The sequence below is a fragment of the Streptomyces sp. NPDC005878 genome (assembly GCF_040629815.1).
Classification (GTDB): domain Bacteria; phylum Actinomycetota; class Actinomycetes; order Streptomycetales; family Streptomycetaceae; genus Streptomyces.
Genome location: NZ_JBEXWK010000002.1, coordinates 310,728 through 325,142, shown reverse-complemented (window position 1 = coordinate 325,142; position 14,415 = coordinate 310,728). Strand labels below are relative to the sequence as shown.

Here is a 14,415-nt window from a genome sequence, read left to right as displayed (position 1 = left end):
CCGTTGGGCCCGAATTCCGATGGGTCCGTTGACCCGCTGTCAGAGGTGTGGTTCAGGATGGAGGCATGACTTCGCTCACGCACATCGCCACCCCGGACGGCCTCGCGCCCGGCGTCAACTACAGCCATGTGGTGTGGGGCACCGGCCGGTTCATCGCGATATCCGGCCAGTGCGCCCTCGACGAGAAGGGGGACGTGGTCGGCGAGGGCGACCCGGTCGCCCAGGCGCGGCAGGTCTTCGAGAACCTGCGCCGCTGCCTCCAGGCGGCGGGGGCGACCTTCGAGGACGTGGTGAAGCTGACGGTCTTCGTCACCGACATCGCGCATCTGCCCGCGGTCCGCGAGGCGCGGGACGAGCACCTCGACGGCGGCCGGCTCCCGGCGGCCTCGGCGGTCCAGGTGGTGGCGCTCTTCCGTCCCGAACTGCTGATGGAGATCGAGGCGTTCGCGGTGATCGCCGACCGATGACCGCCGGTCCGCGCGTGCGGGATACGAGCGCGCGGGCTTCGCCCCCGACGGTGGCGAGGAGGACTTCGTCGCGGACGGGATCGCCGTACCGGAGGTGCGGTACGTCAGGCGGCTCGCGGAAGGCGGTGCGCGATGAAGCCCCCGGAGGGCGTCAGCCGATGCGCCTGAGCGCTATGGCCGCGGCCGAGGCGAGACGGGGGCGGGCCAGTGCCGTCTCCAGGACCTCCACCGCCCGCTTGTCGCCCAGCTCCCCCAGCCCCTCCACACAGGCCAGCGCCACCCGCCAGTAAGGGGTGTCGGGCGAGAGCAGCGGCCGCAGGGTGGTGATCAGCGCCGGTACGGCCTCGGGGGCGCGCAGCGCGGTGAGCAGGCGCACGGGGTGCAGGGCGTACGCCGTGCGCAGCTGGTTGGTGGCGAGCGCGGCGGCGGCCCGGGCCGTGCGCGGGTCCCCGAGCCGGGCCAGGGCGTGCGCCGCGGAGACGCAGCGCGCCGGGTCGCGGTGGTTGAGCAGCAGCACCAGCGACTCGAAGGCGCGCCGGTCGCCCGCGCAGCCGAGCCGGAAGGCCGCGATCTCCCGCGCCCACAGGGGCCGTTCGCGCTCGGTGAGGACGGCCGCGAGCTCGTCGCGGTCCCGGGTCGAGAGCAGCCGCTCGTACGCCGGCACCGCCTCCGACGCCCTGGCCTCGTCCCGCAGCCGGTCCGCCAGCGACCGCAGCTCCTCGTCCATGCGGGAAGCGTAGTGGGCCCCCGCCCGACCGGAAGGGGTCCGGCGGCGGGCACCGGGGGCGCCCGGCCGTGTGCGCCGGGGCGAGCCAGATCACACGCACTCGCCACCCCCGCCCTATGGCGCGCTCGTTACTCACCGGTTAACCTCATGTGAGCGGGCACCCCCCGCAGACTCCGGTGGCCTGGTGACGCAGCCACCGAGAGTGTTCGTCGGTTCGGCAGTTTCACGGCGTGGCCCCGGGACCGGGTCCGCCGGCCCCAGCACCACCACGACACCTCTCCGCACGCCGTGCGCCCATGCCGCGCACCCGCGTCCTCGCGGACGCCGTCGCGACAGCCGGATCGCCGGTCGCGTGCGCCCTCTCCTCAGTCGTCACTCACCCTGGAGTCCCGTGATGGACACCCCCCTGAACACCGTCGCCGTGGTCGGTCTCGGCACCATGGGCACCGGCATCGCCGACGTGCTCGCCCGGGCGGGCCGCGAGGTCATCGGCATCGACATCAGCGAGCAGGCCGGCCGCAGGGCCGTGGCCTCCCTGGAGGCGTCCACCGCCCGGGCGGTCGCCCGCGAGCGCATCACCGAGGAGGAGCGGCGCGACGTCCTCGCCCGGTTCCGCACCTTCACCGACCTCCAGGCGGCGGCCGACGCCGAGCTGGTCATCGAGGTCGTGCCGGAGTCGTACGAGCTCAAGCAGCAGGTGTTCGCCGCGCTCGACACGATCGTCGCCCCCACCGCGATCCTGGCGACCGGCACCAACGCCCTCTCGGTGACCCGGCTCGCCGCCGAGTCCGCGCACCCCGAGCGCGTCCTCGGGCTCCACTTCTTCAACCCGGCGCCCGCGATGAAGCTGGTCGAGGTGGTCTCCTCGGTCCTGACCGCGCCGCCGGCCGTGGAGGCGGTCACCCGGCTCGCGCTCGACCTCGGCAAGGAGCCGGTCGCGGTCGGCGACCGCCCGGGCTTCGTCGCCGACGGGCTGCTCTTCGGCTACCTCAACCAGGCCGCCGCGATGTACGAGTCGAAGTACGCCTCCCGCGAGGACATCGACGCCGCGATGAAGCTGGGCTGCGGACTGCCGATGGGCCCGCTCGAACTGCTCGACCTGATCGGTATCGACACCGCCCGCACGGTCCTGGAGGCGATGTACAGCGACTCGCACGACCGGCTGCACGCCCCCGCGCCCATCCTCGGCCAGCTCACCGAGGCCGGTCTGACGGGCCGCAAGGCGGGCCGCGGCTTCTACACCTACGAGGCCCCCGGCAGCGCCGCGGTGGTGGCGGACGCGCAGACGCCCGCCACGATCGCGGCGGGTACCGGCGGCGGCCGCGAGATCCGCTCGGTGGGCGTGGCCGGGTCCGGCACCATGGCCTCCGGCATCGCCGAGGTCTTCGCCAAGGCCGGGTACGCCGTGGTGCTCGCCGCGCGCGGCCTGGAGAAGGCCGAGACCGCCAAGTCCCGTATCGCCAAGTCGCTTTCGCGCTCTGTCGACAAGGGGCGGATGACGGCCGAGGCCCGCGACGAGACGCTTTCACGCATCACCCCGGCCGGCGCCCTGGAGGCGTTCGCGGACGTGGACCTGGCGGTGGAGGCGGTCGCCGAGGACCTGGGGGTCAAGCAGCAGCTGTTCGCGTCCCTGGACAAGATCTGCAAGCCGGGCGCGGTGCTCGCCACCACCACCTCCTCGCTGCCGGTCGTCGCCTGCGCCCGCGCCACCACGCGCCCGCAGGACGTCATCGGGATGCACTTCTTCAACCCGGCCCCGGCCATGAAGCTGGTCGAGGTGGTGCGTACGGTCCTGACCTCGGACGAGGTGCACGCCACGGTCCGCGAGGTCACCGCGAAGATCCGCAAGCACCCGGTGGACTGCGGGGACCGGGCCGGGTTCATCGTGAACGCGCTGCTCTTCCCGTACCTCAACAATGCGATCAAGATGGTCCAGGAGCACTACGCCTCGCTGGACGACATCGACGCGGCGATGCGGCTCGGCGGCGGCTACCCGATGGGCCCGTTCGAACTCCTCGACGTGGTCGGCCTCGATGTGTCCCTGGCCATCGAGAAGGTCCTGCACGCCGAGTTCCGCGACCCGGGCCTCGCTCCCGCCCCGCTCCTGGAGCACCTGGTCGCGGCCGGCTGCCTGGGCCGCAAGACGGGCCGTGGATTCCGCGAGTATGCCCGGCGCTGAGCCGTGGGGCTCTCCCGGCCACCCGCCGGGGGAGGGCTGGGGCGGCCTGCTCGATCCCTCGGGCGGTCCGCCCCCGCGAGCGCGACTTCCCGCGCATATGCAGTACGTTCGGTCCATGTCCCAGCCCGCTGCCTCCTCGAAACGGACGACCCGAGCGTCCGCCGCGCCCGACGCCCCGGAAAGTGCCGCCGGCAGCCGCGCGGCCGCCCAGCGGCTCAAAATGCGCCGTGAGCTGGCGGCGGCGGCGATGGAGCTCTTCTCGGCCAAGGGGTACGAGGCCACGACGGTCGACGAGATCGCGGCCCGCGCCGGGGTGGCCCGGCGCACCTTCTTCCGCCACTTCCGCTCCAAGGAAGAGGCGATCTTCCCCGACCACGACGACACGCTGGTGCGGGCGGAGGCGGTCCTCAACGCCGCTCCCCCGCACGAGCATCCGCTGGACACGGTGTGCCGGGGGATCAAGGAGGTCATGAAGATGTACGCCTCCTCCCCCTCCGTCTCGGTGGCCCGCTACAAGCTGACCCGCGAGGTGCCGACCCTGCGGGAGGCCGAGATCGCCTCGGTGGCCCGCTACGAGCGGCTCTTCACGCGCTATCTGCTGGGCCACTTCGACGAGCACGACCACCAGCCCGGCAACGACGACCCGCTGCTCGCGGAGGTGGCCGCCTCCGCGGTCGTCACCGCCCACAACCACGTGCTGCGGCGCTGGCTGCGGGCCGGTGGCCAGGGCGATGTGGAGGCCCAGCTCGACCACGCCTTCGCGATCGTCCGGGACACCTTCGGCTCCGGGATCGGCGCGGGGCGCACCGCCCGGCCGAAGGCCCCCGCGGCCTCGGTCTCCACCAGCGACGAGGTGCTGGTCGCGGTGGCGCGTACGGACGCGTCGCTGGACGAGATCATGCACTCGATCAAGAAGGCGCTCCGGCAGCGCTGACCTGTCCGGAAAGTGAAGGCCCGTCCCTGTTCGGGGGCGGGCCTTCCGCGTTTCCGGGCGGGCTATCCGATCGATCATCGCTCATCGGTGCAGGTCATTACGCAATTGAGAGAAATTGTTGGCACGCAGTGTCTTGCCGACTGGCACCGCGTGCCATACGTTGATGTTGTCCGGGCGGCCGGCGTGCAGAGACCTCTCGTACGCCGGCTGTCCCCGCAAGCTTCCCCAGCGAGCGCGCCCGGACGCCTGCGTCACAGGCACCCTCCGCGCCCACCAGGCGCAGCCGATCCCGTAGTACCGCCGAACCGACGGCACACCTCCACAGCAGCAGTCCCCTCAGCGTTCCCAACGCGCTTCGCCGGAGGCAACACCGTGAAGGAAATCCTGGACGCGATTCAGTCGCAGGAAAGCACCGCCGCAGACATCGCGGCTCTGCCCATCCCCGAGTCGTACCGCGCGATCACCGTGCACAAGGACGAGACGGAGATGTTCGCCGGGCTCGCCACCCGGGACAAGGACCCGCGCAAGTCGATCCACCTCGACGAGGTGCCGGTCCCCGAACTGGGCCCCGGCGAGGCCCTGGTGGCCGTCATGGCCTCCTCGGTCAACTACAACTCGGTGTGGACCTCGATCTTCGAGCCGGTGTCGACGTTCAGCTTCCTGGAGCGCTACGGCAGGCTCAGCGAGCTGACCAAGCGCCACGACCTGCCGTACCACGTCATCGGCTCGGACCTGGCGGGCGTCGTCCTGCGCACCGGCCCCGGCGTCAACGCCTGGCAGCCCGGTGACGAGGTCGTCGCGCACTGCCTCTCCGTCGAGCTGGAGTCCAGCGACGGCCACAACGACACGATGCTCGACCCCGAGCAGCGCATCTGGGGCTTCGAGACCAACTTCGGCGGCCTCGCCGAGATCGCCCTGGTCAAGTCGAACCAGCTGATGCCCAAGCCGGACCACCTGAGCTGGGAGGAGGCCGCGGCGCCGGGCCTGGTGAACTCCACCGCCTACCGCCAGCTCGTCTCCCGCAACGGCGCCGGCATGAAGCAGGGCGACAACGTCCTGATCTGGGGCGCCAGCGGCGGCCTCGGCTCCTACGCCACGCAGTTCGCCCTCGCGGGCGGCGCCAACCCCATCTGTGTCGTCTCCAGCCCGGAGAAGGCGGAGATCTGCCGGTCCATGGGCGCCGAGGCGGTCATCGACCGCAACGCCGAGGGGTACAAGTTCTGGAAGGACGAGCGCACCCAGGACCCCAAGGAGTGGAAGCGCTTCGGCAAGCGCATCCGCGAGTTCACCGGCGGCGAGGACATCGACATCGTCTTCGAGCACCCCGGCCGCGAGACCTTCGGCGCGAGCGTCTACGTCACCCGCAAGGGCGGCACGATCACCACCTGCGCCTCGACCTCGGGCTACATGCACGAGTACGACAACCGCTACCTGTGGATGTCGCTGAAGCGCATCATCGGCTCGCACTTCGCCAACTACCGCGAAGCGTGGGAGGCCAACCGCCTCATCGCCAAGGGCAAGATCCACCCCACCCTCTCCAAGGTCTACAGCCTGGAGGAGACCGGTCAGGCCGCCTACGACGTGCACCGCAACCTCCACCAGGGCAAGGTCGGCGTCCTCGCCCTCGCCCCGCGTGAGGGCCTGGGGGTCCGCGACCACGAACTCCGCGCCAAGCACCTCGACGCCATCAACCGCTTCCGCAACATCTGAGCCCGGAGCGACACATGACTGAGCGTCACAAGGACCGGCCCTGGCTCATGCGGACGTACGCCGGTCACTCGACCGCCGAGGCGTCCAACGAGCTCTACCGGCGCAACCTCGCCAAGGGTCAGACCGGTCTGTCGGTCGCCTTCGACCTGCCGACGCAGACCGGCTACGACCCGGACCACATCCTCGCCCGCGGCGAGGTGGGCCGGGTCGGGGTCCCGGTGTCCCATCTGGGTGACATGCGGCGGCTGTTCCAGGACATCCCCCTGGAGCAGATGAACACCTCGATGACCATCAACGCCACGGCGATGTGGCTGCTGGCCATGTACCAGGTGGTCGCCGAGGAGCAGGGCGCCGATGTCACCCGGCTCCAGGGCACGACGCAGAACGACATCGTGAAGGAGTACCTGTCGCGCGGGACGCACGTCTTCCCGCCCGGTCCGTCGCTGCGGCTGACCACCGACATGATCACCTACACGGTCAACCACATCCCCAAGTGGAACCCGATCAACATCTGCAGCTACCACCTCCAGGAGGCAGGGGCCACCCCGGTCCAGGAGATCAGCTACGCGATGTCGACCGCGATCGCCGTGCTCGACGCGGTGTTCGCGTCCGGCCAGGTGCCCGAGGACCGCAAGGGCGATGTGGTGGCCCGGATCTCGTTCTTCGTGAACGCGGGCGTCCGGTTCGTCGAGGAGATGTGCAAGATGCGGGCGTTCGGCCGCATCTGGGACAAGGTCACGCGGGAGCGGTACGGCATCGAGGACGCCAAGCAGCGCCGCTTCCGCTACGGCGTCCAGGTCAACTCCCTCGGGCTGACCGAGGCGCAGCCGGAGAACAACGTCCAGCGCATCGTCCTGGAGATGCTGGCCGTGACGCTGTCGAAGGACGCCCGCGCGCGGGCCGTCCAGCTCCCTGCCTGGAACGAGGCGCTCGGTCTGCCGCGCCCCTGGGACCAGCAGTGGTCCCTGCGCATCCAGCAGGTCCTCGCCCACGAGAGCGACCTGCTGGAGTACGAGGACATCTTCGCCGGGTCGCACGTCATCGAGGCCAAGGTCGGCTCGCTCGTCGAGGAGTGCCTGGCGGAGATCGAGCGCATCCAGCGGATGGGTGGCGCGATGGCGGCCGTCGAGTCCGGCTACCTCAAGTCGCAGCTCGTCTCCTCGCACGCCGAGCGCCGGGCCCGGATCGAGAGCGGCGACGAGAAGATCATCGGCGTCAACTGCTACGAGTCCACCGAGCCCAGCCCGCTCACCTCCGACCTGGACACCGCGATCATGACGGTGGACCCGGCGAACGAGGCCCGGGTGGTCGCGGGGCTCCACGAGTGGCGCGACAACCGGGACGAGGCGCGGGCCTCGGAGGCGCTGGCGGCCCTGAAGAAGGCCGCCGCCGGGTCGGAGAACCTGATGACCGCGACCCTGGAGTGCGTCCGCGCGGGCGTCACCACGGGCGAGTGGTCCTGGGCGCTGCGGGACGTCTTCGGCGAGTTCCGCGCGCCGACCGGCGTCTCCTCGGCGCCCGTCGCCGTCACCGCCGAGGCGGGCACGCCGCTGGCGCTGGTGCGCGAGAAGGTGACCCGTACGGCCGATGAGCTCGGCTCGGGCCGGCTGCGCCTGCTGGTGGGCAAGCCGGGCCTGGACGGTCACTCCAACGGCGCCGAGCAGATCGCCGTACGCGCGCGTGACGCCGGCTTCGAGGTGGTCTACCAGGGGATCCGGCTCACCCCCGAGCAGATCGTCGACGCCGCGCTGGCGGAGGATGTGCACTGCGTGGGCCTGTCGATCCTCTCCGGCTCGCACTCCGAGCTGGTCCCGGACGTGCTGACCCGGCTGCGCGAGGCCGGCGCGCCCGACATCCCGGTGATCGTCGGTGGGATCATCCCGCCGGCGGACGCCGAGGAGCTGTGCTCGGCGGGTGTCGCCGCCGTGTTCACCCCGAAGGACTTCGGCATCACGGAGATCATCGGCCGTATCGTCGACGAGATCCGTAAAGCGAACAAGCTCGACCCTCTGGAGGTCCCCGCATGACCAGCTCTGTCAACCGTCTCCGGCCGCGCCGTTCGTGCCTGGCCGTCCCGGGCTCGAATCCGCGCTTCCTGGAGAAGGCGCAGGGCCTCCCCGCCGACCAGGTCTTCCTGGACCTGGAGGACGCCTGCGCGCCGCTCGCCAAGCCGGAGGCCCGGCACACCATCGTGAAGTTCCTGAACGAGGGCGACTGGACCGGCAAGACCCGGGTGGTCCGGGTCAACGACTGGACGACCGAGTGGACGTACCGCGACGTCGTCACCGTCGTCGAGGGCGCGGGGCACAACCTCGACTGCATCATGCTGCCGAAGGTCCAGGACGCCCAGCAGATCGTGGCGCTCGACCTGCTGCTCACGCAGATCGAGAAGACCATGGGCTTCGAGGTCGGCAAGATCGGCATCGAGGCGCAGATCGAGAACGCCCAGGGCCTCAACAACGTGAACGCCATCGCGCAGGCGTCCCAGCGGGTCGAGACGATCATCTTCGGGCCGGCCGACTTCATGGCGTCCATCAACATGAAGTCGCTGGTCGTGGGCGAGCAGCCGCCCGGGTACCCGGCGGACGCGTACCACTTCATCCTGATGAAGATCCTGATGGCGGCGCGGGCCAACAACCTCCAGGCGATCGACGGCCCCTACCTCCAGATCAAGAACATCGACGGCTACAAGGCGGTCGCCCAGCGCGCCGCCGCCCTCGGCTTCGACGGCAAGTGGGTGCTGCACCCCGGCCAGGTCGAGGCGGCCAACGAGGTCTTCTCGCCCTCCCAGGAGGACTACGACCACGCCGAGCTCATCCTCGACGCGTACGAGTACTTCACCTCCGAGGCCGGCGGCAAGAAGGGCTCGGCGATGCTCGGCGACGAGATGATCGACGAGGCCAGCCGCAAGATGGCGCTGGTCATCTCGGGCAAGGGCCGGGCGGCCGGTATGCAGCGCACGTCGAAGTTCGAGATCCCGGAGGCGTAACACCATGCAGTTCGGCCGCACCTACGAAGAGTTCACCGTCGGGGACGTGTACAAGCACTGGCCCGGCAAGACGGTGACCGAGTACGACGACCATCTGTTCTGTCTGCTCACCATGAACCACCACCCGCTCCACATGGACGCCAACTACGCCGAGAACACCACCGACTTCGGCAGGAACGTGGTGGTGGGCAACTACATCTACTCGCTGCTGCTCGGCATGAGCGTCCCGGACGTGTCGGGGAAGGCCATCGCCAACCTGGAGATCGAGTCGCTGCGGCACGTGGCGCCGACCTTCCACGGCGACACGATCTACGGCGAGACGACGGTCCTCGACAAGACGCCCTCGAAGTCCAAGAACGACCGGGGCATCGTCTACGTCGAGACCAAGGGCTACAAGCAGGACGGCACCCTCGTCTGCGTCTTCCGCCGCAAGGTGATGGTCCCCACCGAGACGTACATCAAGGAGCGCGGCGGCGAGCAGCCCGGCCGCCCCCAGCTCAAGTCGCAGGAGAAGTAGCCATGGCCCGTCTCGCGCAGACCGCCGGTCTGACCGACGTCCAGCAGGAAATCCTGGCCACCGTCCGGGACTTCGTCGACAAGGAGATCATTCCGGTCGCGACCCAGCTGGAGCACAAGGACGAGTACCCGACGCAGATCGTCGAGGGCCTCAAGGAGCTCGGCCTGTTCGGGCTGATGATCCCCGAGGAGTACGGCGGCCTGGGCGAGTCGCTCCTGACGTACGCCCTGTGCGTCGAGGAGATAGCGCGTGGCTGGATGTCGGTCTCCGGCATCATCAACACGCACTTCATCGTGGCGTACATGCTCAAGCAGCACGGCACCCAGGAGCAGAAGGACACCTTCCTGCCCCGGATGGCGCTCGGCGAGGTGCGCGGCGCGTTCTCGATGTCCGAGCCCGCGCTCGGCTCGGATGTGTCGGCGATCACGTCCAAGGGCGTCAGGGACGGCGACGAGTACGTCCTGAACGGTCAGAAGATGTGGCTCACGAACGGCGGAACCTCGTCGCTGGTGGCCGTTCTGTGCCGAAGTGACGAAGGACACCCCGAGGGCACCGCGCCCCACAAGTCGATGACGACCTTCCTGGTGGAGAAGGAGCCCGGCTTCGGCGAGGTCCGTCCGGGCCTGACCATCCCCGGCAAGATCGACAAGATGGGGTACAAGGGCGTCGACACGACCGAACTCATCATGGACGGACTGCGCATTCCGGCCAATCGGGTCCTCGGCGGGGTCACCGGCCGAGGGTTTTACCAAATGATGGACGGCGTCGAGGTCGGCCGCGTGAACGTCGCGGCGCGTGGCTGCGGTGTCGCTCAGCGTGCCTTTGAGCTGGGTGTCTCGTATGCCCAGCAACGTCACACTTTCGGCAAGGCGATCGCCCAGCACCAGGCGATTCAGTTCAAGCTGGCGGAGATGGCTACCAAGGTGGAGGCCGCTCATGCCATGATGGTCAACGCAGCACGCAAAAAGGACTCCGGGGAACGAAACGACCTGGAAGCAGGGATGGCGAAGTACCTCGCCTCCGAATACTGCAAGGAGGTCGTGGAGGACGCCTTCCGTATCCACGGTGGCTACGGCTTCTCGAAGGAGTACGAGATCGAGCGCCTGTACCGCGAGGCGCCGATGCTGCTCATCGGTGAAGGTACCGCCGAGATCCAAAAAATGATCATTGGACGTCGGCTTCTCGAAGAGTACCGATTCCAGGGTTGATTGTCGCTTTTAGGTCGGTTCGGCCGCGAAGAAGATCACACCCTGTAGGCGCTGCCCGAGGGCTTCCGGCCGACCGACTGGGCTTCTGGCTTTCCCAGTTGCGGCTCGCAACCGATAGCATCGCTGGTAAACCAGCCGCCGTCCCCCACTTGCCAGCGCGGCATCATCCGCTACGAAGGTCATCCATGCCCCACAGCCAAACCTCTGCATCTCGCGACGGTTTCCTCCAGGGACGTCTTGCTCGCGGAGCATCGCCGTGGCTTCTGCCGACCGTCGCCACCGCAGCCCTCAGCCTCGCCCGCGCGCGCCGCTCCGGCGCCGCCAAGGCCGTGGCCGTACCCGCCACCGCGCTCGCGGCGGGCATGCTGTGGTTCTTCCGCGACCCCGAGCGCGAGATCGCATCCGGGCGGGTCATCTCCCCCGCCGACGGTGTGGTGCAGAGCATCATGCCGTGGAAGGACGGACGCACCCGCGTCGCGATCTTCATGAGCCCGCTGAACGTCCACGTCAACCGCGCGCCCCTGACGGGCACGGTGACGTCCGTCGAGCACGTGCCCGGCGGGTTCGTTCCGGCGTTCAACAAGGAGAGCGAGAACAACGAGCGCGTTGTCTGGCACTTCGACACCGAGCTCGGTGACATCGAGATGGTGCAGATCGCGGGTGCTGTGGCGCGGCGGATCGTCCCGTACATCCCCCAGGGCACCAAGGTGGAGCAGGGCGAGCGCATCGGTCTCATCCGGTTCGGCTCCCGCGTCGACATCTACCTTCCGGAGGGGGTCGAGGTCGCGGTCGAGGTCGGCCAGAAGACCACTGCGGGGGTGACTCGAATTGACCGTGATTGATCCTGACACCCAGACCGACTGGGTGCCGGGCACGGACGCCGGCGACGACGCGGAGGAGATGCCTCTCTCCCTGCGGCTGTCGATAGCGGACACCCTCACGCTCGGCAACGCGACCTGCGGGTTCATGGCGGTGTACTTCACCACCACCGGAATCCTCATCCCGCACCTGTCGGGCAGCGCCGAGACCGGCATGGCGCGGCACTCCGCCGCGACCGCCGTGATCCTGATGCTGCTCGCGGCGATCTTCGACCTCTGCGACGGCCTGGTCGCGCGGAAGCTGCGGAGCTCGCCGATGGGCGCCGAGCTGGACAACCTCTCGGACCTCATCAGCTTCGGGCTCGCCCCGGCGTACTTCGTCCTGGTGTACGGCATGGTCGCCGACGACGCCCACCAGCGCGTCGCGGCCGTGGCGGCGATCACCGTGCTGCTCGCGGTGGTGCTCAGACTCGCGCGCTTCTCGTGCGTGACGATGAAGGACGGCATGTTCCAGGGCATGCCGAGCCCGTTCGGCGCGCTGACCGTCGTCTCGATCGTGCTGCTGGAGCTGCCGTTCGTGCCGACGCTGCTCGCCGTCATAGGGGTGGCGTGGCTGATGGTCAGCCGGGTGGAGTACCCGAAGCCGCGCGGGATCCTCGCGGTGGCCATGCTCAGCTGGATCGTGGGGGCGATGGGGCTGCTGGCGGCGTGGGCGTTCGACGCGCCGGGCGGTCAGCTGCTGCTCCAGACGGGCTGTGTGCTGCAGGTCGTGCTGGGCGCGGTGATTCCCCTGTTCGCCACGGCCCGCCGGGTGAACACGATCCGCGACAACCGCCGCGAGGCGCGGGCGGCGCAGCCGTAGGGGCCGGCGGCGCGGTGTGGGGCCCTGGACCGTTTCGGTCCGGGGCCCTTTGTTCGTGCCCGGTCCTTGTCCGCGGGCCGTCTGTGGCTGAGCGCGCGGTTCCCCGCGCCCCTGGGTAGTCAGGGGCGCGGGGAAAGGCGCGAGCAACCGACCACCGGCCCGCAGACGGTCAGGTCAGGTCAGGTCAAAAAGTCCCTGGCCAGTCGCTCCGCGCTGCGCTCAAGCAGCGGTCCCGCTTCCGCCATGCAGCGGGCCGGGTCCGGCTCCAGGTCCGTCAGGGCGTACGCGCGGCGGATTCCGGCCCGGCCGAGCGCCTCCGGGGGCAGCGCCAGGCGGCCGCAGACCGCGACGACCTCCACGCCCGCCGCCCGGGCCGCCGCCGCCACCCCCGCCGGCGCCTTGCCGTGCAGGGTCTGCTCGTCCAGCGACCCCTCGCCCGTGATCACCAGCGTGGCCCGGTCGAGGGCCGGGGCGAAGCCCAGGACGTCGAGCATGACCTCGATACCCGGCCGGAAGGTCGCCCCGAGGGCCACGAGCGCGCCGTAGCCGATGCCGCCCGCGGCCCCGGCGCCCGGGGCGAGCGCGGCCTCGGCCGCACGGCCCCCCAGGGACGCCTCCAGGACCTCGGCGAAGTGGCCGAGCGCCGCGTCCAGGGCCGCCACGTCCTCGGGCGTGGCGCCCTTCTGCGGGCCGTACACCGCGGGCGCGCCCTTGGGCCCGGTCAGCGGGTTGTCCACGTCGCTGGCCAGGACCAGGTCGACCGAGGCGAAACGGGGGTCGAGGCCCGAGAGGTCCGCCGTGGCCAGCGTCGCCAGCGGGCCGCCGCCGGGCGCCACGGGCTCGCCCGCCGCGTCCAGGAACCGGGCGCCGAGCGCCGCGAGCATGCCGGCCCCGCCGTCCGTGGTGGCGCTGCCTCCCACCCCGAAGACGATGGTGCGCGCCCCCGCGTCGAGCGCGGCCAGCAGCAGCTCGCCCGAGCCGTACGTGGTGGCGGTCAGCGGGGCGAAGACGCCCTCGGGGAGGTGCTGAAGGCCGGACGCCTCCGCCATCTCCACCACGGCCACCCCGTCCCGTACCGCGTAGGCCGCGGTGACCGGGGTGCCGAGCGGGCCGGTGACCCGGGCCTCGCGGCGGGTGAACCCGGCCGCGACCGCCGCGGCGACCGTGCCGTCGCCGCCGTCGGCGACCGGCAGCGTCTCCACCGCCAGATCGGGGACGACCCGCCGCAGCCCGGCCGTCACCCGCTCCGCGACCTGTACGGCCGTGAGCGAGCCCTTGAACTTGTCCGCCGCCACCAGCACGCGCGCGGTCTCCAACACTGCTCCGTCCGTCACCTTGCTAATCCCTTGCTGTCGAACAAGCAGTCGCGCCGCTGCCGACCCTATCCGCCGGGCGCACCCGTGCCCATAGGCGTCATGCACGGCGGGACGGCGTGTCACCCGACAAAACCTCCATACCGCGGCAGGGCCCGGCCGGGCGCCCCTACCCTGGCACCCGTGACGACCGTTGACTACGCCACGTACATCGCCGGGCTCCCCCGCGTCCTCGCCGGTGCCGCCCTCCTCCTGCGCGACGGGCGCGGGCACGTCCTGCTCGTCGAGCCGAACTACCGGGACGGCTGGGCGCTGCCCGGCGGCACGATCGAGTCGGACCGGGGCGAGACCCCCCGCCAGGCCGCCCGCCGCGAGACGCTGGAGGAGATCGGTCTGGACGTGAGCCCCGGACAGCTGCTCGCCGTCGACTGGGTGCCCGGTGCGGACAGGCCGCCGATCGCCGCGTACCTGTACGACGGCGGCGTCCTCACCGAGGAGCAGTTGCGGGCGGTCCGCCTCCAGGAGGAGGAGCTGCTCGCCTGGCGGCTGGTGCCGCGCGAGGAGATCACCGCGCATCTGCTGGACCGGCTCGGCAACCGGGTGCTCGCCGCGCTCGACGTGCTGGCGGCCGGGACGGGGACGGCGGAGCTGGAGAACGGCCGACGGGTGGGCTGACGGCCGCCCGCCGCCG

The 14,415-nt window shown here is 70.5% G+C and carries 13 protein-coding genes and 1 pseudogene; 12 read left to right on the top strand and 2 right to left on the bottom strand.

What is annotated here, in order from left to right:
- The first annotated feature begins 65 nt into the window (after positions 1-65).
- On the top strand, positions 66-467 hold the full coding sequence (locus ABZ404_RS05435) for a RidA family protein (protein ID WP_358833641.1): 402 nt from the start codon (positions 66-68) through the stop codon (positions 465-467).
- Positions 468-477: 10 nt separating this feature from the next.
- Positions 478-603, top strand: a pseudogene (locus ABZ404_RS05430) (GNAT family N-acetyltransferase); the annotation flags it as partial.
- Between the two features lie 15 nt (positions 604-618).
- Here ABZ404_RS05430 and ABZ404_RS05425 read toward each other — a convergent pair.
- Entirely contained in the window at positions 619-1,194 is a 576-nt protein-coding gene (locus tag ABZ404_RS05425; RefSeq protein ID WP_358833642.1) for an adenylosuccinate lyase, read from the bottom strand.
- 394 nt (positions 1,195-1,588) lie between these two features.
- Here ABZ404_RS05425 and ABZ404_RS05420 point away from each other — a divergent pair, with 394 nt between their 5' ends.
- From ABZ404_RS05420 to pssA, 9 genes are all read left to right on the top strand, one after another.
- On the top strand, positions 1,589-3,373 hold the full coding sequence (locus tag ABZ404_RS05420) for a 3-hydroxybutyryl-CoA dehydrogenase (protein ID WP_358833643.1): 1,785 nt from the start codon (positions 1,589-1,591) through the stop codon (positions 3,371-3,373).
- A 97-nt stretch (positions 3,374-3,470) separates the two neighbouring features.
- Entirely contained in the window at positions 3,471-4,307 is an 837-nt protein-coding gene (locus tag ABZ404_RS05415; protein WP_358833644.1) for a TetR family transcriptional regulator, read from the top strand.
- Positions 4,308-4,679: 372 nt separating this feature from the next.
- Positions 4,680-6,017: a crotonyl-CoA carboxylase/reductase gene (ccrA, locus tag ABZ404_RS05410; protein WP_358833645.1), complete on the top strand. Its 1,338-nt coding sequence runs from the start codon at positions 4,680-4,682 to the stop codon at positions 6,015-6,017.
- Positions 6,018-6,031: 14 nt separating this feature from the next.
- A complete protein-coding gene (locus ABZ404_RS05405; RefSeq protein ID WP_358833646.1) occupies positions 6,032-8,044 on the top strand; it encodes a protein meaA in 2,013 nt (670 codons plus the stop codon).
- On the top strand, positions 8,041-9,006 hold the full coding sequence (locus ABZ404_RS05400) for a CoA ester lyase (RefSeq protein ID WP_358833647.1): 966 nt from the start codon (positions 8,041-8,043) through the stop codon (positions 9,004-9,006). Before ABZ404_RS05405 ends, ABZ404_RS05400 begins: the two co-directional genes overlap by 4 nt.
- A 4-nt stretch (positions 9,007-9,010) precedes the next feature.
- Positions 9,011-9,523, top strand: coding sequence for a MaoC family dehydratase (locus ABZ404_RS05395; RefSeq protein WP_358833648.1), 513 nt, complete (start codon positions 9,011-9,013; stop codon positions 9,521-9,523).
- Between the two features lie 2 nt (positions 9,524-9,525).
- Positions 9,526-10,731, top strand: a complete 1,206-nt coding sequence (locus ABZ404_RS05390; RefSeq protein ID WP_188272373.1) for an acyl-CoA dehydrogenase family protein — start codon at positions 9,526-9,528, stop codon at positions 10,729-10,731.
- Positions 10,732-10,916: 185 nt separating this feature from the next.
- Positions 10,917-11,573, top strand: coding sequence for a phosphatidylserine decarboxylase (locus tag ABZ404_RS05385; RefSeq protein WP_358833649.1), 657 nt, complete (start codon positions 10,917-10,919; stop codon positions 11,571-11,573).
- Positions 11,560-12,411, top strand: coding sequence for a CDP-diacylglycerol--serine O-phosphatidyltransferase (gene pssA, locus ABZ404_RS05380; protein WP_358833650.1), 852 nt, complete (start codon positions 11,560-11,562; stop codon positions 12,409-12,411). The genes ABZ404_RS05385 and pssA overlap by 14 nt, the downstream gene beginning before the upstream one ends.
- A gap of 179 nt (positions 12,412-12,590) precedes the next feature.
- Here pssA and ABZ404_RS05375 read toward each other — a convergent pair whose 3' ends face one another.
- The gene (locus tag ABZ404_RS05375; RefSeq protein WP_358990144.1) at positions 12,591-13,745 is read right to left on the bottom strand and encodes a glycerate kinase; all 1,155 of its coding nucleotides are present in this window, start codon (positions 13,743-13,745) and stop codon (positions 12,591-12,593) included.
- Between the two features lie 162 nt (positions 13,746-13,907).
- Between ABZ404_RS05375 and ABZ404_RS05370 the strand changes: the two genes are divergently transcribed.
- Complete coding sequence (locus tag ABZ404_RS05370) at positions 13,908-14,399, top strand: NUDIX hydrolase (protein WP_358837360.1); 492 nt, start codon at positions 13,908-13,910, stop codon at positions 14,397-14,399.
- Positions 14,400-14,415 lie beyond the last annotated feature (16 nt).